The sequence below is a fragment of the Methanosarcina baltica genome (assembly GCF_055394095.1).
In genome coordinates this window covers 2,388,676-2,410,350 of the sequence record NZ_AP042463.1, presented here as the reverse complement: position 1 = coordinate 2,410,350, position 21,675 = coordinate 2,388,676, and the positions used below count along the sequence as shown (strand labels likewise).

The 21,675-nt window shown below is 47.4% G+C and carries 23 protein-coding genes; 8 read left to right on the top strand and 15 right to left on the bottom strand.

All coding sequences use genetic code 11. The features are described 5' to 3' along the window. The first annotated feature begins 3 nt into the window (after positions 1-3). Positions 4-630: a GTP-binding protein EngB gene (gene engB, locus ACZ5QV_RS10550; protein ID WP_464599782.1), complete on the top strand. Its 627-nt coding sequence runs from the start codon at positions 4-6 to the stop codon at positions 628-630. A 3-nt stretch (positions 631-633) separates the two neighbouring features. Here the strand turns inward: engB and ACZ5QV_RS10545 are convergent, their stop codons facing one another. From ACZ5QV_RS10545 to ACZ5QV_RS10530, 4 genes are all read right to left on the bottom strand, one after another. Beyond that, the gene (locus ACZ5QV_RS10545; RefSeq protein WP_464599781.1) at positions 634-2,340 is read right to left on the bottom strand and encodes an ATP-dependent DNA ligase; all 1,707 of its coding nucleotides are present in this window, start codon (positions 2,338-2,340) and stop codon (positions 634-636) included. A gap of 92 nt (positions 2,341-2,432) precedes the next feature. Further along, complete coding sequence (locus ACZ5QV_RS10540; RefSeq protein ID WP_464599780.1) at positions 2,433-3,455, bottom strand: homoserine dehydrogenase; 1,023 nt, start codon at positions 3,453-3,455, stop codon at positions 2,433-2,435. A 3-nt stretch (positions 3,456-3,458) separates the two neighbouring features. Continuing rightward, the gene (locus ACZ5QV_RS10535) at positions 3,459-3,950 is read right to left on the bottom strand and encodes an amino acid-binding protein (protein ID WP_464599779.1); all 492 of its coding nucleotides are present in this window, start codon (positions 3,948-3,950) and stop codon (positions 3,459-3,461) included. A 337-nt stretch (positions 3,951-4,287) separates the two neighbouring features. Further along, positions 4,288-5,325: a helix-turn-helix transcriptional regulator gene (locus ACZ5QV_RS10530; protein WP_464599778.1), complete on the bottom strand. Its 1,038-nt coding sequence runs from the start codon at positions 5,323-5,325 to the stop codon at positions 4,288-4,290. Positions 5,326-5,593: 268 nt separating this feature from the next. On the opposite strand from ACZ5QV_RS10530, the gene ACZ5QV_RS10525 reads away from it, so the two are divergent. Further along, a complete protein-coding gene (locus ACZ5QV_RS10525) occupies positions 5,594-6,868 on the top strand; it encodes a chromosome segregation ATPase (protein ID WP_464599777.1) in 1,275 nt (424 codons plus the stop codon). After that, the gene (locus ACZ5QV_RS10520) at positions 6,868-7,152 is read left to right on the top strand and encodes a hypothetical protein (RefSeq protein ID WP_464599776.1); all 285 of its coding nucleotides are present in this window, start codon (positions 6,868-6,870) and stop codon (positions 7,150-7,152) included. The genes ACZ5QV_RS10525 and ACZ5QV_RS10520 overlap by 1 nt, the downstream gene beginning before the upstream one ends. Positions 7,153-7,164: 12 nt before the next feature. Here ACZ5QV_RS10520 and ACZ5QV_RS10515 read toward each other — a convergent pair whose 3' ends face one another. From ACZ5QV_RS10515 to ACZ5QV_RS10485, 7 genes are all read right to left on the bottom strand, one after another. Further along, positions 7,165-7,491 carry a phasin family protein gene (locus ACZ5QV_RS10515; RefSeq protein WP_464599775.1) on the bottom strand — a complete coding sequence of 109 codons (327 nt, stop codon included), beginning with the start codon at positions 7,489-7,491 and terminating at the stop codon, positions 7,165-7,167. 113 nt (positions 7,492-7,604) lie between these two features. Beyond that, positions 7,605-7,877, bottom strand: coding sequence for a hypothetical protein (locus ACZ5QV_RS10510; RefSeq protein WP_464599774.1), 273 nt, complete (start codon positions 7,875-7,877; stop codon positions 7,605-7,607). A 156-nt stretch (positions 7,878-8,033) separates the two neighbouring features. Continuing rightward, complete coding sequence (locus ACZ5QV_RS10505) at positions 8,034-10,826, bottom strand: heavy metal translocating P-type ATPase (protein WP_464599773.1); 2,793 nt, start codon at positions 10,824-10,826, stop codon at positions 8,034-8,036. Between the two features lie 94 nt (positions 10,827-10,920). Beyond that, positions 10,921-11,124, bottom strand: coding sequence for a heavy-metal-associated domain-containing protein (locus ACZ5QV_RS10500; protein ID WP_464599772.1), 204 nt, complete (start codon positions 11,122-11,124; stop codon positions 10,921-10,923). 205 nt (positions 11,125-11,329) lie between these two features. Further along, positions 11,330-11,512 (bottom strand): heavy-metal-associated domain-containing protein, encoded by a 183-nt coding sequence (locus ACZ5QV_RS10495; protein ID WP_464599771.1) that lies wholly within the window; start codon positions 11,510-11,512, stop codon positions 11,330-11,332. Between the two features lie 36 nt (positions 11,513-11,548). Then, positions 11,549-11,818: a heavy-metal-associated domain-containing protein gene (locus ACZ5QV_RS10490; RefSeq protein ID WP_464599770.1), complete on the bottom strand. Its 270-nt coding sequence runs from the start codon at positions 11,816-11,818 to the stop codon at positions 11,549-11,551. Between the two features lie 133 nt (positions 11,819-11,951). Beyond that, positions 11,952-12,629 carry a class I SAM-dependent methyltransferase gene (locus ACZ5QV_RS10485; protein ID WP_464599769.1) on the bottom strand — a complete coding sequence of 226 codons (678 nt, stop codon included), beginning with the start codon at positions 12,627-12,629 and terminating at the stop codon, positions 11,952-11,954. Between the two features lie 259 nt (positions 12,630-12,888). Between ACZ5QV_RS10485 and ACZ5QV_RS10480 the strand changes: the two genes are divergently transcribed. The 5 genes from ACZ5QV_RS10480 (at position 12,889) to ACZ5QV_RS10460 (ending at position 17,359) form a co-directional block, all read left to right on the top strand. Then, positions 12,889-13,329: a PepSY domain-containing protein gene (locus ACZ5QV_RS10480; RefSeq protein WP_464599768.1), complete on the top strand. Its 441-nt coding sequence runs from the start codon at positions 12,889-12,891 to the stop codon at positions 13,327-13,329. Positions 13,330-13,632: 303 nt separating this feature from the next. Then, positions 13,633-13,812 carry a hypothetical protein gene (locus ACZ5QV_RS10475; protein ID WP_464599767.1) on the top strand — a complete coding sequence of 60 codons (180 nt, stop codon included), beginning with the start codon at positions 13,633-13,635 and terminating at the stop codon, positions 13,810-13,812. Between the two features lie 945 nt (positions 13,813-14,757). Next, on the top strand, positions 14,758-16,104 hold the full coding sequence (gene iscB / locus ACZ5QV_RS10470) for an RNA-guided endonuclease IscB (protein ID WP_464599766.1): 1,347 nt from the start codon (positions 14,758-14,760) through the stop codon (positions 16,102-16,104). Positions 16,105-16,157: 53 nt separating this feature from the next. Then, on the top strand, positions 16,158-16,463 hold the full coding sequence (locus ACZ5QV_RS10465; protein ID WP_464599765.1) for an ArsR/SmtB family transcription factor: 306 nt from the start codon (positions 16,158-16,160) through the stop codon (positions 16,461-16,463). 236 nt (positions 16,464-16,699) lie between these two features. Continuing rightward, positions 16,700-17,359: an HAD family hydrolase gene (locus tag ACZ5QV_RS10460; protein WP_464599764.1), complete on the top strand. Its 660-nt coding sequence runs from the start codon at positions 16,700-16,702 to the stop codon at positions 17,357-17,359. Positions 17,360-17,501: 142 nt separating this feature from the next. On the opposite strand, the gene ACZ5QV_RS10455 is transcribed toward ACZ5QV_RS10460, so the two are convergent. The 4 genes from ACZ5QV_RS10455 to ACZ5QV_RS10440 all read right to left on the bottom strand — a co-directional run bounded on the left by ACZ5QV_RS10455 (position 17,502) and on the right by ACZ5QV_RS10440 (position 21,639). Further along, entirely contained in the window at positions 17,502-19,415 is a 1,914-nt protein-coding gene (locus ACZ5QV_RS10455) for a beta-CASP ribonuclease aCPSF1 (RefSeq protein WP_464599763.1), read from the bottom strand. 385 nt (positions 19,416-19,800) lie between these two features. Further along, a complete protein-coding gene (gene psmB / locus ACZ5QV_RS10450) occupies positions 19,801-20,433 on the bottom strand; it encodes an archaeal proteasome endopeptidase complex subunit beta (protein WP_464599762.1) in 633 nt (210 codons plus the stop codon). Between the two features lie 173 nt (positions 20,434-20,606). After that, a complete protein-coding gene (locus tag ACZ5QV_RS10445) occupies positions 20,607-21,158 on the bottom strand; it encodes an HDIG domain-containing metalloprotein (protein WP_464599761.1) in 552 nt (183 codons plus the stop codon). Beyond that, complete coding sequence (locus tag ACZ5QV_RS10440; RefSeq protein ID WP_464599760.1) at positions 21,145-21,639, bottom strand: transcription factor; 495 nt, start codon at positions 21,637-21,639, stop codon at positions 21,145-21,147. The genes ACZ5QV_RS10445 and ACZ5QV_RS10440 overlap by 14 nt, the downstream gene beginning before the upstream one ends. Positions 21,640-21,675: the final 36 nt, after the last annotated feature.

Sequence of the window (21,675 nt, the reverse complement as noted above, 5' to 3'; positions counted from 1 at the left end):
CGCATGAAAGTCAGCAAATACGTTGAAGAAGGAGTATCATTAGAGATCCTTTTTGTGGGCCGCTCCAATGTGGGCAAATCTTCCATTATGAAGGAACTTTTCGGAGCAGATGTCAGGATAGGAAAACGCCCGGGTGTAACCCTTCGACCTTTTCATTACCACTGCTCGGACATGATTATTACCGACCTTCCGGGTTTCGGCTTCATGAGCGGAGTCAAGGACAGGAAGCAGGACATAGTAAAGGACCAGGTCGTGCACTATATCGAAAGCAACGCCGACCGGATCAAGACCGGAGTCCTCGTCATAGAAGGGCCTTCCTTTGAGGAAATTACCGACCGCTGGGACGCGCGGGGCCAGCTCCCCATCGACATAGAGATGTTCGATTTCCTGAGGGATGTGGGGATCGATACCCTGCTCGCGATAAACAAAATGGATAAAGTGAAAGAAAAAGAGTGGGACCCGGTTCTTGACGGAATCTCGGAAAAACTGGGGCTTGCGCCTCCCTGGCAGGACTGGAAACATCTTATTGCCCCCATCAGCGCCAAAAAAGGAGAGTTAAAACCCCTCAAAAACCTGCTCAAGGACAGGCTGCACGAACTGAAACGCGACGATCTTTTCAAGTATTTTTGACCATCAAAGCCTCTTCCGCTGCTGAGAGTAAACCCTCTCGACCCGCTGAACGGAGTCGGCTTCCTCGGGGGACTTGTCAAGCCTGAGGCCGATGAAACGGGGGAAGCGGAGAGAATAGCCGGAATCATAGTTCGAGCTTTTCTGGATTTCTTCGAAGGCGATTTCGAAGACAATCTCCGGCCTTACGGTAAAGACCCCACCGACCTCTTCCTCGCCCATGAGCTCGAGGACCATATCCGTAAGTTCCTTTAATTGCTCGTCATTAATGCCCGTGCCTACCTTGCCGATTCCCATAAACCGGGAGGTTTCAGGTTCATAGCAGGCCACGGAGTAAGAGCCAAGAAAGTTTGTCCGCCTCCCGAACCCCCATTCGGCCCCCACGACCACCAGGTCGAGGGTCTCCATGAGAGGCTTTTTCTTAAGCCAGTTTTTCCCGCGTTTTCCGGGGGAGTAGAGGGATTTCGGGTTTTTGACCATGATGCCTTCGTGCCCGGCCTCCAGGGCTTCCTGATAGATCTTTTCCACAAGCTCCGGGTCCCCGGTAATTACCTGTTCGTCCACGGCAATTGAACGGGAGTTTTCCACCGAATTTTCGACGCAGGATAGAAGGGCCTTTCGCCGCTCCAGGAGGGGGAGGTCAATGAGCGTCCTGCCGTTTAAATACATTATATCAAAAAGGTTGAGCTGGATGGGAATACTGACCACCTTTTCTTCCACGCCGTGCTTGCGCCGGAAGCGTTTGAGGATTTCCTGAAAGGCCCTGGGTTTTCCCTTTTCGTTCACTGCGACGGCTTCTCCGTCCAGGATTGCGGATTCGGCCTTCACATGTTTCCGAACGATGTCCACCAGGTCAGGGAGGGAATTTGTAACGTTTTCGAGTTTCCTTGAAAAAAGCGTGACCGAGTCCCCGTCCTTGTGGACCTGCACCCTGGCCCCGTCAAACTTCCATTCGATTGCGGCCTCTTTCATACCCCGGATCTCGGCGTCCACGTCCGGACTGATCTGGGAGAGCATCAACTTAATAGGGCGATTGATTTCGATTCCAAGCTTCTCAAGGGCTTCGGTCCCCCCTTCCTTTGCGGCCGCGGCCACTATCCCAAGGTCGTTTGTGACCATATAGGCATGTTCCACGACCTCCACCTTCACGTCAAAGGCCTTTGCGATGGCGTCTCTGACAACTCCCTCACCCACGCCCACGCGCAGTTCCTCAAGGGCAAGCCTTGCGATGTACTTGGCTTCCCTCGGGCTTGAGGAGTTGAAAAGGTACTGGAGGTTCTTGATCTTCACGTTCTGCGAACCTTTACCTGAAACCCCGGAAGCTGTCCTGAAGCGCTCGTAGACTTCGCTTATGGAGAGTTCCGGTTCTTCTTCGAAAAAACTGGAAAACGTAGCCTGGTTTTTCCGCTTTTCCTTTAAAATAAGGAGCGCGGTCTCCCCGATATCCCCGGTTGTCCGGACCAGGACCTCAATGCCCTTTAACGAAGCCCCTGAAGCTTTAGAAAGCGCCATGTAAAGGAGGCTTGTCCCGATCCCCAGCTGTTTCCCGCTCCAGGCGGGAAAAACCTCGCTCATGATGAAATGGGTTGTCACGGGCAGTTCCCCGACATCCACCTTCCGGAGCAGTTCGGCAACCCTCCGGGTAGTCTCAATAGTGCCCGAGATCTTTTCAATTGCCTTGCAGGTTTCCGCAAATTCGTTGAAGCTTGTCATGGTCTTCAGTTTTTGAATAGGTAGTTTATTTATATCTAATTTTTTATTCGCCTGCAATTCCACCGGCCGGAAAGGCCCGCCTTGTCCGGCATTTAGCATTCCCTATAAATAGAGATAAGGTCACTGAGAACGGCACTCGCGGTCTCGATGGGCCCGGCCCCTTTTCCGGTGACCGTGATTTCTCCCGCAAGTTCGGTGTCAATAGAAGCCACATTGAGAGTCCCGCCCACGGCCAGGGGGTGGTTAATGGGCACAAGCCTCGGGGCCACTTGAAGCCATTCTCTGCTAACTTCTCCGATAAGTTTTACCACATAACCGTTTTCCCGGGCCATTTCCAGGGCGTCGGGGGTGATTTTCGTGATACCCGTGACTTCAACGTCTTTATATGTAGCATCCAGCCCAAAAATGGCATTTGCAAGGATTACGAGTTTACAGGCGGTATCTATACCCTCAACATCATAGCTGGGGTCGGTCTCCGCAATTCCGAGTTCCATGGATTCTGCCAGGATATCCGTATAACTTGCCTTTTCCTCAAGCATCCGGCTCAGGATATAGTTACAGGTCCCGTTCAGTATCCCTTTTATACCCCTGACCTCGTTTCCCGCGAGGACTTCGTTAACAAGGTTTATGACAGGCATGGACCCTCCAACCGTCGCCTCGAACCTGAACTTCGAGCCGGCAGCCTTTGCGGCCTCATGAAGTTCCCGGTACTTCAGGGTAAGGGGGCCCTTGTTTGAGGTTACCACATCCTTTCCGGTTTCAAAGGCCGCCATCATGTTCGGGAGTCCGGCACCCCCGGTCTCGATGTTTGTGGGGGTGGTCTCGATTACAAGTTCATGGTCCAGGCTTTTGATGAGCTCAAGCCCGCTTATTTTTTCCAGGGCAACGGTCCCGGTCTCTCGTTTGCGGGCAAGACAGTCTGCCAGGTCCACCCCGTCAGGATTGACGGTTGCGCCTCTTGAGTCCACTACCGCGACTACCCGGACATCAAGCTCCAGGCCCTCTAAATATTCTTTTTTCAAAAGGAGCACTTTAGCGACACCCTGTCCGATAGCTCCGAAACCGATTATGGAAGCACGTATTGTTTTCATACCAAAATTCTCCTTATATATCATTTTTCAGGCCTGGATGCCTATCGGCAGAACCATGAGCAGGTCCTTTTTCGCTGAAACGTCCTTGAGGATAGCAAGCGCCTGCTTCATCTCCTCTTTTCCCACAGCATCTACTTTTATGAGGGCTGAAGAGGGCATTTCAATTCCCGGCATTGAAAGGGAGAGGTCCACGACCTCCGCAAAGCCGGTCTTGTCGATCCTGCTAATGGTATCCTGAATTCCGGTGTGGATAACGTGTCCTATCAGGACCACGCTAATACTTTCCCTGAAGCGGTGCTCTCCGACTCTTACGACCCTGATCCCGTTTTCCTCAAGCTTTGCTTTAAGGAGTTTAAGGTTTTCATGTTTTGTTTCGAGTACAAGCTGCACAGGCATGGTGTTTCTGGGGGTCCGTTTCTGGTGGTGGTGAACCACCGTTATCAGGTTAGCCCTGCACTCCGAAAGGGGTTGTAAGGCCAGGAGCATCTGTCCCGGTACGTCTTTTAATTCAAGATCCATGGAAACTCGCATATCGTCCCTCAGTGAAATTTCAATCAGAGTGTAAAATTTAACAATTTCAATTAAAGTGTAAGAGTTTAATTAGAGTGAAAAAATAAAGGAAGGTTTGTAAATGGGATAACTGGAAATTATATTTTTCAAAAATTTAAGATATTATTTGATGCATTTCTTAAAAATATTTGGATTCGTTCAGCTCTCGTTTCTGTGTAGTTGCAGATTTTACTTATATAATTTGCTATTTCCGGAATTTCTGGCTGCAAGCCTGACTGCATATCCCTTTGTTTAGTCACTTCTTTTCCGGATTTCTGCCCCGGATAGACCATTTTTACGCAAATTCTCAAGTTTTTCTGCTTTCCAGAGTATTTCTACCTTCCAGAACTTCCGTTTTCCCGGGCTTTTCTTCCGGCGGCCAAATATACCTGTCCGGAATCCGGATAACATTGCCTCTTCCCTTTTTGAATTTTTCAACGAGCCCCCGTTCCTCAAGGTCCGAAAGCATAAGGCTTACCTTTGATTCGGAGTAGGGGGACTTCTTACGGAGTTCTGTCTGGGTTATGCGGTTGCCGTTTGCCCGGATAAAGCCCATCAGCTCCCGCAGATCCTCCGGTAGATGGGCTTCCGGGGCTTTCAGGACAGGTTCTTCAGAAACAGGTTCTTCAGAAACAGGGCCTTCGGAAGCAATTTTCGGAGCTTCTTTTAGAACAGCCCCGCTTTCTTCAACTTTTCCAGGGATTTCCGGTCCTCCTTTTCCGGAAGTTTCTTCCGGAGAGCTGACCTCCTTTTTGATTTTACCAGGAACTTCGACCGAATTTATGGGTTCCTTTAATGTTACTTTTTCGTTCCCCTTCCCTTTTTTCAGGAAATACCCCCCCAAAAATAGGAGGACAGAAAAAAGAAGAAGGACAGGGAGCAGAGGGAGCAAAGGGAGCAGAGGAGAATAAACAGAGTTTCCGGAGCTATTTTCTGCCACAATTTCTTCTTCAAAAGCCTTGCCAAAGTCGTCAAGGCTGGCCTGTTCCAGGAGTTCCTCGTAGTCAGGGAAAAGAAGAATATCAAGCACGTAGTCTCCGTCCTCCGAAATTATGACGGATTCCCTGGCGGTATATTTCAATGAATCTCCTTCAAAATAGCGGGCCGTGATCAGGTAATTGCCTGAAGAAAGGTTAAAAGCATAGGTGGCATCCGCTGCAACATAGTACTGCGCGGGAGTGGAATTAACTTCGATCAATACGTTTTCAAGCGGCTCGAAACTGTCCCATTCGTACACGGTCCCATGCACTGTGGCGGCCGAAGCCCCTCCAGTGCTTAAGAGGAAGAGTATAAAAAGAGTGAAGCCTGCTGCCAGAATACTTTCAAATCTCTTTTTAAAAATCACGCGCTGTATAAAAGAGCCTGTTTCCTTAAAACATTTACCGTCACTTCATGAAACCACACAATTTAAAGGGATTATAAAGCTTGAAAACTGAAATAAAGCCATTATCAAGTTTTAAAAATCATTTTTTGTTTTTTATCAAGTTTTCCCCGAAAGAATGCTTATATTTTCCCAACCTCAATAGAGAATTAGAAGAAAGTAGGAAAAGTCAACTGGAAAAAAATTGACAAAAGAACTGACCAAATAATTGAAACGGGAGGTAATTAAGATTATGAGTAAATACAACACGACTATTAAATGCATGGCGTCCCTGGCCATCATACTGATAATATTCAGTATTTTTTCCACAGGGGCCCTGGCAGCGTCCGGTTCCAACGGACAGGGAAACGGAAAACAGGCAAACAGTGCGGATTCAGGAAACAATGCGGATTCAGGAAACAGTGCGGATTCAGGAAACAATGCAGATTCAGGAAACAATGCGGATTCAGGAAACAATAAAAGGTCTGAAAAAGCCCCGGTCCGAGATATGGACAGGATAAACCAGAAAGACCATAACGCATCCGAAATCCGGGAAAGGGTAACCCAGTACAGGGAAGAAAGAAAACAGACAAGGGAAACCCTCCGGGCCCAGAAAGAAGTATACCAGAACTCAAAGCAGAGTTTTCTGGGAATAAGGGCCCAGGTCCGAACAGGAGAAATTAACGCAAATGACCCCGAAGCTCTGAATGCTACCGGGGAATACCTCAATTCAAGTATTGCTTATATGATAGCCCACCTCGAAAACGTAAAGAGCAACCTGGAAAACTCAAACGGGGCAGGGGTGGAGCAAAGAATTGTCGCAATCGAGGAGAAAATAGCCCTGCTTGAAGAAGAAAAGGAAAACATTGAAAATGCCGAAAGCCAGGAAGATTTCCTGCTTGCTGTAAAGTCCGTGCGTGGGACCTGGAACGAAGCTAAAAAGACCACAATGTACGGGGCAGGCCAGACCGTAAGCGAAAAGATGGCTGAGGTCTTGGAAAGGTCCGGAACCCTCTCCGAACACCTTGAATCAGAAATCGGGGAACTTGAAGACAAAGACAAAGCCGCGGAACTTGACGCAAAACTTACCGAATACGCCAGCCTGATAGAAGAGGCAAAAGAAAAGCAGGGAAGTGCGGACGAGATCTACCAGAAAGACAACCCCACGGAAGAGGAACTGACAGAGGCAAACGCCCTTCTCAAGGAGGCTCTTGCTGATGTTAACGAGGCAAACCAGCTCCTGAAAGAAATATTTGTTGAACTTAAAGAAAGCGGAGACTTAGACGACTCTGACGACTCCGAGGATATGGAAGACAGCACCACAAATGAAGAAGAGTCCGATAGCACAGATAACAGCACGGAAGACAGCACGGACAACAGCACGGAAGACAGCACGGAAGACAGCACGGATAACAGCACGGATAACAGCACGGATAACAGCACGGATAACAGCACGGATAACAGCACGGATAACAGCACGGACAACAGCACTGTTAACAGCACTGCCGGGACAGGAGGAGGGATTTGATGATAAAATTCAGTCATTTACTTGTTCTGTCAGCTTTGATGGTATGGCTTATAGGCTCCGGCTGCGTGGAGAATGAGGCTTCCGAAATCGAGGAAATCACCCCGGAAACACATATGAAGGACGTGGGAGAAGAAACTGATGATATTTTTTCTGAAACTCTTACAGATTCCGAATATGCCCTCCAGGACCCCGAACTCCTGGAACTTGAATCGGATATGATAGAACTTGAGGCCCTGCTTGAAGACATGAGCCTTGAGGAAGAGATAATAATTGAAAACATATAAAAAAAATGTTTTTCATTTGAAAAACATCTTTTCTTTATTTTTCATTTTCCGGACTTCTTCTTCCAGGGTATTTATCCTGTCTTCGAGTTCCCGAACGTCCTTTCGGTTTAAAACATCGGCTTTTGAAATGGCGTCCTGAAGCTTCTCGGAGATTTTCTTTTCAAGGTCAAGCTTCTGTTTTTTGCTTTCATCAAGCATATCCATAACAAGCTTCTTGCCTTCCTCCCTGTTGATATCCCCTTTTTCAACCAGGTCCTTTACCATTTCATCGATCTTCTCTTCGGTCATTGCCCAGAGGCCTGCGCCTATGAGCCCCAGCTTCCTGAATGATTTTTTCATATTACCTCCCTCTCAGAATCTACAGCCAATTAACAATCAAGTCCAGCAATTACTGCCAGCAATACAGCACTTTAAAGTACTCTTTACAAATATGAGATTCAGGCCTTTGATTTTCAGGCCTCTTTCCCAAGCTTTTCTTTCCCCATTTCCTTTGCTTCCAGCTTATCCATTATCCTGGGCCAGAGGGACATGGAGATGATCATACTTATAACAAAAACAAAAACAACCCCTGCCGCCATATCCACCAGGGTGTAGGCCTGTGTGTCCCGGACCATGTTTGTAAAGAGCGCTCCTAACATGAAGATGTTTATAAGCACGAATGAGGTGGCAAAACTTGCAAGGAGCACGATCCTTGTTCTCTTATCTCTGGGGCCTATCTGTACCATAATTGTTACCTATCAAGCAAGGGCTCTTTTGATTTAATGAATAGCTCTTCAGTTAATTGCCAAAATATTGTATATGTCCCCTCGGAAAAAAATGGGCCTTTAAGAAAGACTTTTCTTATTCAAAAGAATAGAACTTATTTAATATATCCCCTGAACTTATTTAATTCTGCTTCTTTTCATAAGCAAGGAGTTAGTCGTTACGGAGACCGAACTCAGGGCCATAAAGGCCGCAGCAAGTTCCGGGGTGATAAGCACCCTTTCCACGAAGGGATAAAGGATGCCCGCAGCAAGCGGAATCCCCAGGGAATTGTACCCGAAGGCCCAGAGCAGGTTCTGTTTGATCTTGCGAATGGTAAGCCGGCTTAAACGAAGGGCCGCAACAACGTCCATAGGGTCGTTTTTTATGAGCACTATTTTTGCGGACTCCATGGCTATGTCGGTCCCCGCCCCCATGGCAATTCCCACGTCGGACTGGATCAGGGCCGGAGCGTCATTAATCCCGTCTCCGACCATTCCCACGCGCTTTCCTTCCGCCTGGAGCTTCTTTATTTCCCCGGCTTTTCCTTCGGGCAGGACTTCGGAAAACACCCTCGAAATCCCCACCTCGGCCGCAATGGCCTTTGCGGTCACGGCGTTGTCTCCCGTGATCATGACCGTCTCGAGACCCATTTTCCGGAGAGTCTCAACAGCATTTTTTGAGCTCTTCCGCAGGGTATCGGCAACGGCTACCAGACCCACGGCTTCAGAGTCAATAGCCACAAGCATCGCGGTTTTCCCGTTTTCCTCAAAGACCCTCATTTCAGCTTCCAGAGCCTCATAAGAAATCCCGTTTTCCTGCATGAGCTTACGGGTGCCGAGCAGGACCCTTTCGCTTATCCCTTCTGTTTCTCCTTCTCCTTTCACCCCTCTTTCCCATTCAAGATAGGCTTCCACCCCCTTTCCGGGGATCGAACGGAAATCTTTAGCAGCTCCGAAACTGATTCCCCGAGCTTCGGCTCCCCTTACAATAGCTTCTCCAAGAGGGTGCTCGGAGCCTTTCTCAACAGCTGCTGCCGCAGCCAGAACCCGACCTTCAGATTTCCCGGGAACTGCCACCACATCGGTAAGTTGCGGTGTCCCTTCGGTCAGGGTCCCGGTCTTGTCAAAGACGATGGCGTCCAGTTTATGAGCCATTTCAAGGGCATCTCCTCCTTTGATCAGAATCCCATTTTCCGCGCCCTTGCCAGTCCCCACCATGACGGCGGCAGGAGTTGCCAGGCCCACGGCACAGGGGCAGGAGATCACAAGCACGGTGATTGCTATGAGCAGGGAAAAAAGGAAAGGACTGATCCCCCGGAGAGCCTCGGACTCCCCGACCCCGTAGCGCCAGTAGCCGACGAAAAACCAGAAGAAGAAAGCGAGCAGGGCGATTATGTGCACGGCCACAATGAAATTGCCCGCAAAGACGTCGGCCACCCTCTGTATAGGGGGCTTTGCGGTCTGGGCGTTTTCCACAAGTTTGATGATCTGGGCAAGGGCGGTATCGGCCCCCACTCTGGCCGCCCGGAAGTGGAAAGAGCCTGTTTTGTTCAGGGTAGCCCCTATAACCGAATCTCCAGGCCCCTTTTCCGTGGGGATGCTCTCCCCCGTAAGCATAGACTCGTCCACGGCCGAGCTACCTTCCAGGATTTCCCCGTCCACGGGGATCTTTTCTCCCGGTCGGACGACCACGATGTCTCCCACGGCAACCTCTTCTATCGGAACCTCCCGCTCCTCTCCGGCCACCAGGACCCTTGAGGTCTTTGCCTGGAGCCCGATTAATTTTCGGATGGCTTCCGAGGTCCGGCCTCTCGCTCTTGCCTCAAGGTAGCGGCCGAGGGTTATGAAGATGATCAGGAAAGAGACCGTATCGTAGTAGGTGCTGTTGTAGCCAGGCCCGAGGTCGAGGAAGGTTGCGGCCGCACTTATCAGATATGCGGCCCCCGTGCCCGCGGCGATCAGGAGGTTCATGTCGGTTACGCCGTGTTTGAAACCCCTGTAGGTCCCTGTGAAAAACTGCCTGCCTGGAAAGAGGAGGACCAGACTTGCAAGCACGAAAAGGAGGTAAGGATTTGAGAGAAAGGCAGGCACGAAGGAAAAGAAGGGAAGCATCATCCTCATATTCCCGAAAAAGATGGGAGCCCCCAGCGCCAGGGCCGTAAGCAGGTTGAGCTTTTGCCTGCGGACCTCGGCTTCCCGGAACTCTCTTTCCCGGTCTCCGGCCTCCGGAGTCCCGACCTCCACCGAAGCCCCGTATCCAATGCCTTCTATTGCGGAAATCATATCCCTGGCCGAGACCCTGGAAGAGTCGTATTCCACAAACGCCTTTTCAAGCGGAAAATTTACGGAAGCTGAGACCACCCCCTCGGTCCTCTGCAGGACACGCTCGATATTTGCGGCACAGGCGGTACAGGTCATGCCCCGGAGTTGCAGGCCCACGCTGTCCTTTTCCACTCCGTACCCTATGGACTCTATGGCGGCTTCGATTTCGTCAGTGGAAATCTTTGAGGGCTCGAAACGGACACGGGCTTTTTCAAGCTGAAGGTTCACGGCCGCAGTCTCGATTCCGTCCTGCTTTTTAAGGACCCGCTCGATGTTTGCCGCACAGGCGGCACAGCTCATCCCCGAAACCCGCAGGGTAATTTCTTTTTCAACTGCTTCTTTCCCTTCGCCCGGCTTTTCCTCTTCAGGCACTTTTTCGAGCACTTTTTTTGAGGATTCTTCCTTTTTTTCAGTCTCATACCCGGCCTTTCGCACAGCTTCCTTTATTTGATCCAGGCTTATTTTTTCCGGATCAAAGCTAACCGTAGCACTTTCGGCTTCGAGACTTACAATTACTTTTTCAACCCCCTCAAGGACGGAGATGGCATCAGCTATCCATTTCTTGCAGTGGGAACAGGTCATGCCATAGACGGAAATCACAGTTTCCATGAAAACTCCTGTTTTTCTTTTTTAAAACAGTCAAGACCCTTCAGCAGGATTTCCCTATTTTAATGGCGGGTAGTTGACTATTCGAGCTTTTAACTTAGAACCGGTTAGTATTAGAGCCTGAAATTTCGAGCCTGTAACCCGCCTCAAGCAGGGTCATCTTAATGACATAGGCATCGGTTTTCCTGCTGTCATAGAGCACGTTAACCCTGTGCTCGGGCACGTCAACCCTCACCTTTGAAACCCCGTCAATGGAATTAACAAGACTTGTAACCATATCTTTGCAGTACCTGCATACCATATCGTCAACAACCAGTGTAGTTTCCCTGATGTTTCCACCCCCTGGAACACCATTATCTGGAATGTCATAAATTATAGATGAAATTCTGCCTTATTTCTATATAATAATTCGGAATTGGCGACCAGAAAAAGAAAAAAAGAATGCAAGAGAAGATATTCTCTGCCGTCCTTCCTTTCTTCTATTTTCTTCCTGTCCAGGATAAAAATCAAGCCTTATACCCTGCTTCCCTCACAGCAGCCTTGATTTTTACCAGGCCTGTTTTCTCTCCTTCATATTCCACCACTGCCTCCTTATTCCCAAGGTCTACTTCCGCACTCCTGACCCCATCCAGAGCCTCAATAGCTTTTTTAACCGCCATGACGCAGTGCCCGCAGGACATGCCTTCCACTTTTACTGTATGCCTAATGCTTATCCCTCCGGATCTTCAACTCGATGGCTTTTCAACTTTCCCGAGAGGCCTGTAACCTGCCTCCCTGACCGCTGCCATGATTTCTTCCAGGTCTGTTTTATTCCTGTCGTATTCCACCGTTGCCTCTTTATTTCCAAGGCTTACGTCCACATCCAGCACCCCTTTCACCGAGGCAATGGCTCTCCCGACCATCATCACGCAGTGGTCACCGGACATACCCTCAACTCTGATAGTATCTTTAGTAATAATAAGAAAACCCCCTTTCTCTAATTTACTGGCATTCATTATTTTGTTCATTCGTGTATAAATATTTTTATCCGGACGCTGAAATTGTAAAATGAGAGAAGTTCTGAAAAAATGAATATTGAATGTAAAGGAAAACTGGAATAACTCCAGAGGGAGGGAACCCTTCCTCTGCTTATTTTCTCATGTTCACCAGATACAGTTTCCTTGGCAGTTCCCCTTCCTCAAACTCCTCAAACCCGAAACTTTCAAATCCTGCGGCCAGCTTTTCCACCTTTTCCCTGCTGAAGAAGTGCACAATAAACCCACCTTTGATCTCGTACATGTCCTCTCCCCTGTGGATGCCGGTTTTGTAGTGGGCATCGGTGGTGTTCCGGGCCGTGTAGAGGTTTATGCCTCCGGGTTTCAGGACCCCCCTGACCTCAGCACAGAGAGCTTTGAGTTCTTCTGTAGTCAGGGCCATGCAGTAGAGCATGTGAGAATAACAGGCATCAAAACTTTCGACCTCAAAAGGTAGAGGATTTCGGACATCGTGCCGAAGGACCGTAACGGATTCCGAAAACCCGAGAGATTCGGCTTTTTCCCTTATTGTCAGGACCCCGTTTTCCGTGTAATCGATTACAGTTACCTCAAAGCCCTGCCCCGCGAAAAAACAACTGTCTCTCCCCTGGCCTCCTCCGAGTTCAAGGATTTTTTTGACACCCTCTTTTTTGAAAAGCTCGGCTGCCTTCCGGGCCGGATAACTCGATTCGTCTCCAAAACGGGCCTTACTATTTGAAAACACGTTTTCCCAGTGAGGCTGCTGCCTGTCCAAAACTTCGCCTTCCGGCCTGTCTGAATTTTTCTGATTCATAAATTCCTCTCCCATTCTTATTTCTGCGTGACTCGTAATTACAAATTTAACATTTATTATTGAGTATTTACATATATATATTTTTTATACAATCCCCTTTCCTTTTCAGGAAGGTAGCGAAAAAAACCGCAACATTCATTCCGGAGAAATCCTTATATGTTAGATGTACATATGTAACATATTGACTACATATACCGGAGAATGGTTTCATGAATATCCGGATTCCATTCATCGGTAAGCCAACATAGAGGTGTAAAAAATGAAAAAATCCATAGTTATGCTCCTTATCGGTTTTCTCCTTGCAGGAGGAATTGCCGGAATCGCATCCGCAGCTGCTAATAACGCTCAATACAACCAGTGCTCCCAATGGGCAGGAAACCAGGCAGGCCCCGGCACAGGGAATGGAAACCAGGAAGACTGCCCCTACTATGAAACCGGGGAGTTTCCCGAACTGACGGTTGAAACCGAGGCCCAGGCCCTGGAAATCGCAAAGGAAAACTTTGGCAATGATGTAACCGCAGAAGACATCTACCAGAGAGGCATGTGCTGGGTCGTTTATTATACTGAAGACGAGACCCTTAAACATGGCCGTATAGACGCTATCACAGGCGAGGTTACCGAAGACATCACACCGACAGGCAACCAGAGAGGAGCCAGGGTCGGAGGCCAGAGAGGCTCTTGCGACGGCAGACTTGCCTGAACGGGCTGGATGGAGGAGATAATAAGCATATTCTCCTTCTCCCCCACCCTCCAAAATCCTGACTTAACTGAAACCGATCCCGGTTATCAAAAATACTGTTCTGATATGTGGCGGCTCCCGAAGGACGGAAGGCCGCCTTTCTCTTTTTCTTGATTTGTTTTCCCGGCAAAGTATGCTGCTTATGATAGGCGACTTATAAAAGGGAAGGCTGCATATTTTTATAATTAAAACGGAGATTCTGCTGAGATCATGTACTTGCTGTATGTTTCAAAAAATGTTTATCAGTGTTCTGAGGTATCATACTTGAACGGAATAATGGGATACGGAAGCGGCATGGGAATGTTCTGGAACCTCTTTTTTAATATCCTCCTGATCCTCCTTATTGTTGGGGCCATGATGTTGCTCCTTAGCAGGTCAGGCTACGGAGGAGCCGGGACAGGGGCCAGAAACGAAGAGAGATTTGCGAGAGTCAACTACCCCTGAGCTAAAGACTCAGGAGCTTGCTAAAGCCCTAGTTGACCAGATCACAGATAGGAGTAAAGAAAATCTGTAAGCGATACGAAAGAATATTATAGTTACCCTGGAATGCCGCCTCAGTTTCAGGCTCTAAGGATGCTGGTTAAACAGTCCTGAGAGGTAGGGACAGTGCTTGCATCATACAAACCTTTCAGTATCAGATCAAGAGGAAGCCGGATGTGTGCCACGAAAGCGCACCCATGGACAGTTCTGTCTCATGAAGTGTAGCTATGCTGCAGAGAAGATGAGGGTAGGCCCCTCGGATTCGCTATACAGGTAGTGATTCCAAACCACCATAAGCTGCTTTGGTCAAAAGCCACGGTAGTGAGCGTTATGGGAAAAGGCGAGGCTTGACTTCGTCAGGTATGTGCTATGGAGACGAATGCAAATGAACCACTGCTGACGTGTCGAAAACTCTATGATGTCATCAAAACCAGGGTGATTCGGTAACCTGGGATGAGTCTGGAAGATACCCTGTTTACTGACCAGACGGTGACCGGTATGAAGGTGGCGTGAACTTAGCACAGGCTTCTCTGTGGAACTTGGGAACCTGCACATTGATGTTAAGAGAAAACTCCAAGTGGTGGACCCACAAGGACGAAAGTATCGATGCAATGTACAGGGGCGGAACAATTCGTAGTAGTGATGAAGTGCCTGTAATGGGCATGGAGCAAAGGGATTGTATTATCCGGTTTTGAACTGCGGTCAACCTTGGCAACAAGGGAGGAACCAATGGACAAAAAAAAAAAAAAAAAAGGCCTTTAGTGGCTGGATAATGGGAGCCGGATGAGGTGAGAGTCTCAAGTCCGGTTCTGAGAGGGCCTGGGGGTGAAATTCCCCCGGGCTACTTACCTCTAGTTTTTACTCCACAAAACTAGATACGCATAACTCCAAAGAACGGAGGTAAACTCTATGTTAGTTTACGTAAAAAACCATAACGGAACCCCGCTAATGCCCTGTAAACCCTCAAAGGCAAGAAAGCTTTTGAGTGAAGGGATGGCAAAAGTTTTGAGAACTACACCTTTTACAATTAAATTACTCTTTGGAAGCAGTGGGTACACTCAGCCAGTTATTGCCGGAATAGATTCGGGATCGAAATTTATTGGGTGTGCTGCCATTGCTAACGGAAAAGTGCTATATCAGTCAGAAATTCAGTTAAGGCAAGATGTTTCTAAAAAGATGGAACAAAGAGCAATGTACAGAAGAACTCGGAGAGGTCGGAAAACTCGGTACAGACCTCCAAGGTTCAATAATAGAGCAGCTTCAAGGAGAGAAGGGAGACTGGCTCCTTCAATAAGGAGTAAACTGGAATCTCACATTAGAGAAAAGAACTTTGTGGAATCCATCTTACCGGTTACAAAGTGGAAAGTAGAAACGGCTTCCTTTGATATTCACAAAATAACGAACCCGGAAGTTTCAGGTATTGGGTATCAGGAAGGTACACAAAAGGGTTTCTACAACGTCAAAGCCTTTGTATTGAGTAGGGACGGGCACACATGCCAGCACTGCAAAGGAAAATCAAAGGAAAAAAGATTAGAATGTCATCATATTATTTTCAGGATCAAGGGGGGGCCGGATACCCCAGAGAACCTTATCACATTATGTAAAACCTGCCACGAGGCACTCCATGACGGAGAGTTTGAGCTAAAGAAAAATAGATCAAAAACCAAACATGCAACCGACATGGGTATTATCAAAAGCCAGCTTAAAAAGTCAGATTGGAACTTTGAAGAGACTTTTGGATTTGAGACCAAATTTAAGAGAGAGCAGTTTTTAAATATCCCTAAATCTCACTATAATGATGCTGTTGCTATCTGCTGCGAGGACCGGAAAACTGTAAAGCTGGATAATACGGTTTACCACAAAAAACACGTTTCAGCCGGGGACTACCGGCAGACAAATGGTGTTAGATCTGAAAAGAAGATTCCAACCGGTAAAATATACGGGATTCGAAAATTTGACTTCTTAGAGACTTCAAAAGGCAGTGGATTCGTTAAAGGGAAGCGATCAAACGGGTTTTTTGCAATCATGGATATATTTGGGAACAAAATTACAGATAGCGTCAATGTAAAGAAAAACTGTAAACGATTGAGGGCCAGGTCAAGTACATTAATTCAAAGGACGGAAGTACGGGAAGTTTACGCATTCCTCCCCTTAGCTAAAGATTCAGGAGTTTCCTGTTGCGTTCTTATGGAAAAAGACCTGGAAGAAACAAAAAAAATGGTTGAAGAAATCAAGAAAAAGCTCGAAGAAATCTAAAACCTTTTAACTTATTAATAAGATGATTGAGCTACAGATTTTCAGATTTTAGTATGGCAAAAACAATGCAACAGATCATAAATACCGGGGAGGCCATTTCCCACCCCCTTCGTCTCAAAATTATTTACATGCTGGCCGAACGGGAGTGGTATATCTATGAGCTTGCCAAAGAGCTAAATGTTTCCAGGCAGGTCCTTTACCTTCACCTCAAACGGCTCGAAAAGGCCGGTTTTGTGGAAAGTGATCTGCGGCTTGAGGACGATGACCAGAGAGCAAAAAAATTCTTCAAACTTGTGAATTTCGATATTGATATTGACCTGACAGACCTGAAAAAATTGTTTGAAAAAGAATCGGCTTGATCCGGGTCTTTCACTTCATTCTTCCATTTTTTCATTCATTCTTTCGTTCATTCATGTGAATTAACATATGGAACAAGTATTATATTTTATGAATGATTCTTGCACCCCTACATTTGGAGAAGATACAAAAGTATCTCATTTTTTGGACTTCTGCTAAAGATCAAATTTAACAAAAAGCAGAGGTATTTCAAACAATATGCTGGACTGTTAATAGTTCCAGCTCCGGAGTCAAAACTGTGTTAAAAGCATTTATTTTTGATATGGACGGCGTCCTTGTGGATTCCATGCCCTTTCATGCGGCAGCCTGGAGACATGCTTTTCTGGAAATGGGTATGGTTATCCGGGACGAGGATGTCTATGCTATTGAGGGTTCAAACCCCCGGACAGGCCTGCCCCTGCTTATAAACAAAGCGGGGAAAGATTCCGATACCTTTGATTTTGAAGAGATTACCGAAAAGTACCGGCAGGAGTTTCGGAAGACCTTTCAGCTCAAGACCTTTGACGGGATGAGGGAATGCCTTGACGCCCTGAAAAAGCACTTTATGCTCTGCGTAGTCTCAGGCACCGATCGGGTGATCGTACACGAGATTCTGGAAGAACTCTATCCTGGAATCTTTGACGCTGTTGTTACGGGGGATGACGTGATACACGGAAAACCCAATCCTGAGCCTTACCTGAAGGCCGTCGAGCTTCTACAAATCGAAAAAGAAGAATGTATAGTAATAGAAAATGCAATCCTGGGAGTAGAGGCCGCAAAGCGAGCGGAACTTTACTGCATAGGGGTTCCCACCTATATAGATCAAAAAGAACTGGACAGGGCTGACCTTATCCTTGAGGACCACAGCAAACTCGTGGAACACTTGCTGGGGTTTGCCGATCTGACAAAAAATATTTAAAAAGCCCTTAAAGGGCTCCGTAATTCCTTTTTTTAAGCATCCCCTTTTTAACCCGCCAGGTCCCCCTTTTTTGAAAAAGTAATTCACTGAGGGGGTCCCCGGCGGGTGGGAAGCGGGGGACCACACACCGGAAAAAAGTTAATCAGAGAAGTCTCACGGTTTCAAGGTTTGTGAGGGCCCTGGTCTCGATTTTCAGTTTTTTGTAGATCGAACTTGCCAGGTCCACACAGGCCTTTTCGTCCCCGTGCTCGGTGAAGACCCTTTCGGGCCGAGGCTGCATTTTCCTTACATAGTCCATGAGCTGTCTGCGATCCGAGTGTCCTGAAAACCCATCCACGACCTGGACGTCCATATTCATTTTGACGACCTCGGTGCTTCCGTTCTTTCCGGCCATGGGAATTTCCTTCCAGCCTTTCTGGATTCTCCGGCCGAGCGTCCCGTCAGCCTGGTAGCCAACAAAGACAAGGGTATTTTTGGGGTCCTCGGCAAAGGTCTTGAAGTATTCCATAACAGGGCCTCCGTTCATCATCCCCGAGGTGGAGAGGATAACGCATGGGTGCGGGTTTTCGGTGATTTTCTTCCGCATATCGTGGGAGTCCACAGGCTTGAAGCACTCGGCAAGGAAGGGGTTCTGCCCTTTCTGGAAGATCAGTTTCCGCAGGTCGTTGTTCAGGTATTCGGGATGCGTGGCGTGGATTGCCGTGGCTTCCCAGATCATCCCGTCCAGATAGACCGGGACATTGGGAATAATCCCTTTCCGGATAGACTCCTCGAGCACGATCATGACTTCCTGGCTTCGCCCGACTGAGAAGGCCGGGATAAGGACAAGTCCTCCTCTTTCAATAGTTTCCTTCACGACCCGCTGCAGGTGCTTTTCCGAATCCTTTAGGGAAGGCTGAAAAGCGTTTGAGTTCCCGTAGGTGGCTTCCGTGATAACGGTCTCGACCCTCGGGAACCTGTTAACCGCAGGGTCGAAGAGGCGGGTCTTCTCGTATTTGTAATCCCCCGTAAAGACCACGTTGTGCAATCCGTCTCCTATGTGGAAGTGGGAAATAGCGGAGCCCAGGATATGTCCTGCGTTGTGGAAGGTAAGTTTGATATCCGGAGCAATATCCGTCACTTCTTCGTAATCGAGAGGGATCGTATGTTTCAGCGTTTTTCCGACCATGCTGGCTTCGTAGGGTATCTTCTTTCCCTCTTTGGCTGCCACGTCGATATAGTCAAGCTGGAGCAGCACCATCAGGTCCCTCGTAGGAGGGGTGCAATAAACAGGTCCAGTGTACCCGTATTTGAAAAGAAGGGGGACGAGTCCCTGGTGGTCCAGATGGGCATGGGTTACGATCACGGCGTCGATCTGGTTCAGGGGGAAGACCTCGGGCACATAGAGGTAAGGGGTCATGTTTTCATCGGACCCCACGTTTACCCCGCAGTCAATAAGAACCCTGGACTCGGGAGTCGAGAGCAGGAAACAGCTCCTCCCCACTTCCTTGCAGCCTCCAAGTGCGGTCACTCTGACCCACTGGTCTTTTGAGGTGCATTCCCTGTGGATCTTCCTGCCCACGGTTTTCAGGATTTCCTTCCTTTCTTTCAGGTTATTCCTCATGAATTCCCGGATGTTTTTCACGGTCCGGGACTTGATGGGAGGGGTACGGACAACTTTTGGCATCCAGCCAATCTGCTTTGTAATCTCTCTAAGGGTCGCCCCGTGTTTACCTATAACCAGTCCCGGCTTTTCAGCCTCTATGATTACTTCTCCGGAATCCGGGTCAAAATAGTAACTTGAAATTACGGATTCTTTGGGGACGACCTCTTCGATTACAGAAATTGAGTCCTCAGGAGTTGCAAGTACACGGGGGTCCGGGCGCATGGCAATCCGCGTCCTGAGTTCTTTTGCCAGGTTCCGGACGATATTCCCGTCATCTGCGAACTTGCGGGGCTCTTCGGTATAGAGTACGAGTTGCGGCCCCTCAAACTCGACATCTGTGATTGAAACTCCTTTGGGCAAGTTTTTCTCAATTTTCCTTTTGAGGTCTAAAAGAACGTCTTCTATGGGCATTAGTAAACTTCCCTTTTTATTAAAAAACCAAAAAATTTTGGATTTCAAAAAAATTGTATTAAAAATAATGTTGCGTTTATAATGTATTGCCCCGAAGGGCAAATAAAAAGTTAACAGCCAGATTTAATTAATTGATTAATATATTAATCAATTAATTAAAATTCTAGTCAGTTTTAGATTATAATCAATTAAAATATATATTGGTCTATTTATATTTCAACCAATCGCTTAAAAATCCAGTTAATTTATATTTTAATAAATCAGCTTCTTAAAATATTAATAAATCAGCTTCTTAAAATATTAATAAATCCTTCTTAAAATATTAATAAATCAGCTTCTTAAAATATTAATAAATCAGCTTCTTAAAATATTAATAAATAGATATTTAATTGAATAACGCTCGCTTTGATTTAACATCCTCTGGATCCAGACGTGTGAATGCATCTTTCGTGATAACCACCACGTTGATATTATCGCCGGAAGCCGAGTCCCTTTTCATGGCATTGTGGATTGCCCGGATGGCAAGATTCGTACCTTCTTCGATGCTCATATCTTTCGTGTACTGATCTTCAAGCACACCGTAGGCCATTGGAGAACCTGAACCTGTTGCTGTAATCTTAGTCTCTTCAATGCTTCCTCCAAGGGCATCAAGAGAATAAATAGACGGCCCATTCTTGTCAACGCCTCCGATGACGAGCTGTACCATCATGGGGTAATAACGGTTCCCGTTTAAGACATTGGACATAAGAGTACTTATCCCTTTGATTGTTATGGGCTCATCTCGTCTCATTTTGTAGAGTTTGCATTCCACGCTTATTACCCGAACAAGCTGCTGGGCATCTCCTACAGACCCGGCGGTGGTCATCCCTACAAGGTCATCAATCTGATAGACCTTCTTTGCGGTTTTGCTTGCAATGAAATGCCCCATTGTAGCTCTCTGTTCACTTGCGAGCACGATACCATCAGTGCATACTACTCCGACGGTAGTTGTGCCCTTTAAATACTTATCACTATCCATAAACATACCCTCATAATCAATTTAAAAACGAGAAAATATACTTAAAAAAATATTTTGATTAGTATGGATGTTTCCAGATTTAAACCACGCCGGTTTAAACGGTACACTACCTGATTATTAATTTCGATATATATAACTTTTCCTCTGCTTATTAATCCCTATCTTTTTTATTTTTATTTGGGGGCTTTCCAGAAGCTTTCTTCTATCTCCCTGGCAAGAAGCATTGTGCGCCGTATGGCCTCATCCCTCACGCCCTTTTTCTTCATGAGGACAAGCCTTTCCTCCGTGGATATCCTTTTTGTCCCTTTGACAAGGTTATCCGCATGGGACACGATTTTTTCTTCGAGGCTCCGGGGGAAATAATCATCATCTGGGAACCCGAAACTTTTTGCTTCGTCCCTTGAAATCCCCGCGCCTATATGCCGCTTTATGATCTCTGCCAACCGGGGATCCAGTTCCATTTTTTTTGCCAGATTGAAGCCTTCCAGGGCATGTTCAATCCCATGGGTCCGGCAACGTCCCAGGTCGTGCAGGAGGGCACCTGCCTCAACAAGCCCAATATCCACCTCTTTGCCTGCACCCTTTATCTTTTTTGCGATTTCAACTGCCAGGACTGCAACCGCCTTGCAGTGTTCAATCACCTTCGGGGCACAGCCAGCTTCTTCCAGCAACCTTATAGCTTCGGCTTCGGAGGTCACTTTTCCCTGTACCTCATGCAGAATCAAGGTTCTCAATACGCTTTTTCAGGACATCCACAAAATGAGAGTTATCATAATGAGTCAGGTCTTCCCCGCACATGGGACAGAGAAACTCGGTTTCCGTAGCTTCGTCAAAAAGGAGGCGGACGCAGCCCATGGGGCAGACATAGAAGAGGTTGTTTTCTTCAAAATCGAGGCGGGTCTTAAGGTTCCTGGTCAGTCTTCTCTTTTCACGGGAGAGCTGCTGTTCGATCCCCGAAAAGTCCAGGTGCCAGAGATAGGTGAGCCAGCCGCTGTTTGAGTCCCGCTCCCTCCGGCAAATTGTAAGTTTATTTTGATATAATATGAAAAGGGCCCTTCTGACCGTGTTTAGCAAAATTTCGGTTTTTTCCGCGATCTGCTCATCCGTAACTTCACCTTCGGGCATACCTTCAATCATCTTAAGCCCGTCTTCCCCTACAAGGCTTTTAATATAGCCCTGAACAACCCTATCCTTTAGATCAACCAACTGTGATCACCTCACGAGTCCATATACAAAACAACG

Coding starts and splice junctions, on each gene's coding strand:
- engB (WP_464599782.1), top strand. CDS start 4: ATGAAAGTCAGCAAATACGTTGAAGAAGGAGTATCATTAGAGATCCTT.
- ACZ5QV_RS10545 (WP_464599781.1), bottom strand. CDS start 2,340: ATGACAAGCTTCAACGAATTTGCGGAAACCTGCAAGGCAATTGAAAAG.
- ACZ5QV_RS10540 (WP_464599780.1), bottom strand. CDS start 3,455: ATGATATATAAGGAGAATTTTGGTATGAAAACAATACGTGCTTCCATA.
- ACZ5QV_RS10535 (WP_464599779.1), bottom strand. CDS start 3,950: ATGGATCTTGAATTAAAAGACGTACCGGGACAGATGCTCCTGGCCTTA.
- ACZ5QV_RS10525 (WP_464599777.1), top strand. CDS start 5,594: ATGAGTAAATACAACACGACTATTAAATGCATGGCGTCCCTGGCCATC.
- ACZ5QV_RS10520 (WP_464599776.1), top strand. CDS start 6,868: ATGATAAAATTCAGTCATTTACTTGTTCTGTCAGCTTTGATGGTATGG.
- ACZ5QV_RS10515 (WP_464599775.1), bottom strand. CDS start 7,491: ATGAAAAAATCATTCAGGAAGCTGGGGCTCATAGGCGCAGGCCTCTGG.
- ACZ5QV_RS10510 (WP_464599774.1), bottom strand. CDS start 7,877: ATGGTACAGATAGGCCCCAGAGATAAGAGAACAAGGATCGTGCTCCTT.
- ACZ5QV_RS10505 (WP_464599773.1), bottom strand. CDS start 10,826: ATGGAAACTGTGATTTCCGTCTATGGCATGACCTGTTCCCACTGCAAG.
- ACZ5QV_RS10500 (WP_464599772.1), bottom strand. CDS start 11,124: ATGGTATGCAGGTACTGCAAAGATATGGTTACAAGTCTTGTTAATTCC.
- ACZ5QV_RS10490 (WP_464599770.1), bottom strand. CDS start 11,818: ATGAATGCCAGTAAATTAGAGAAAGGGGGTTTTCTTATTATTACTAAA.
- ACZ5QV_RS10485 (WP_464599769.1), bottom strand. CDS start 12,629: ATGAATCAGAAAAATTCAGACAGGCCGGAAGGCGAAGTTTTGGACAGG.
- ACZ5QV_RS10480 (WP_464599768.1), top strand. CDS start 12,889: ATGAAAAAATCCATAGTTATGCTCCTTATCGGTTTTCTCCTTGCAGGA.
- iscB (WP_464599766.1), top strand. CDS start 14,758: ATGTTAGTTTACGTAAAAAACCATAACGGAACCCCGCTAATGCCCTGT.
- ACZ5QV_RS10465 (WP_464599765.1), top strand. CDS start 16,158: ATGGCAAAAACAATGCAACAGATCATAAATACCGGGGAGGCCATTTCC.
- ACZ5QV_RS10455 (WP_464599763.1), bottom strand. CDS start 19,415: ATGCCCATAGAAGACGTTCTTTTAGACCTCAAAAGGAAAATTGAGAAA.
- psmB (WP_464599762.1), bottom strand. CDS start 20,433: ATGGATAGTGATAAGTATTTAAAGGGCACAACTACCGTCGGAGTAGTA.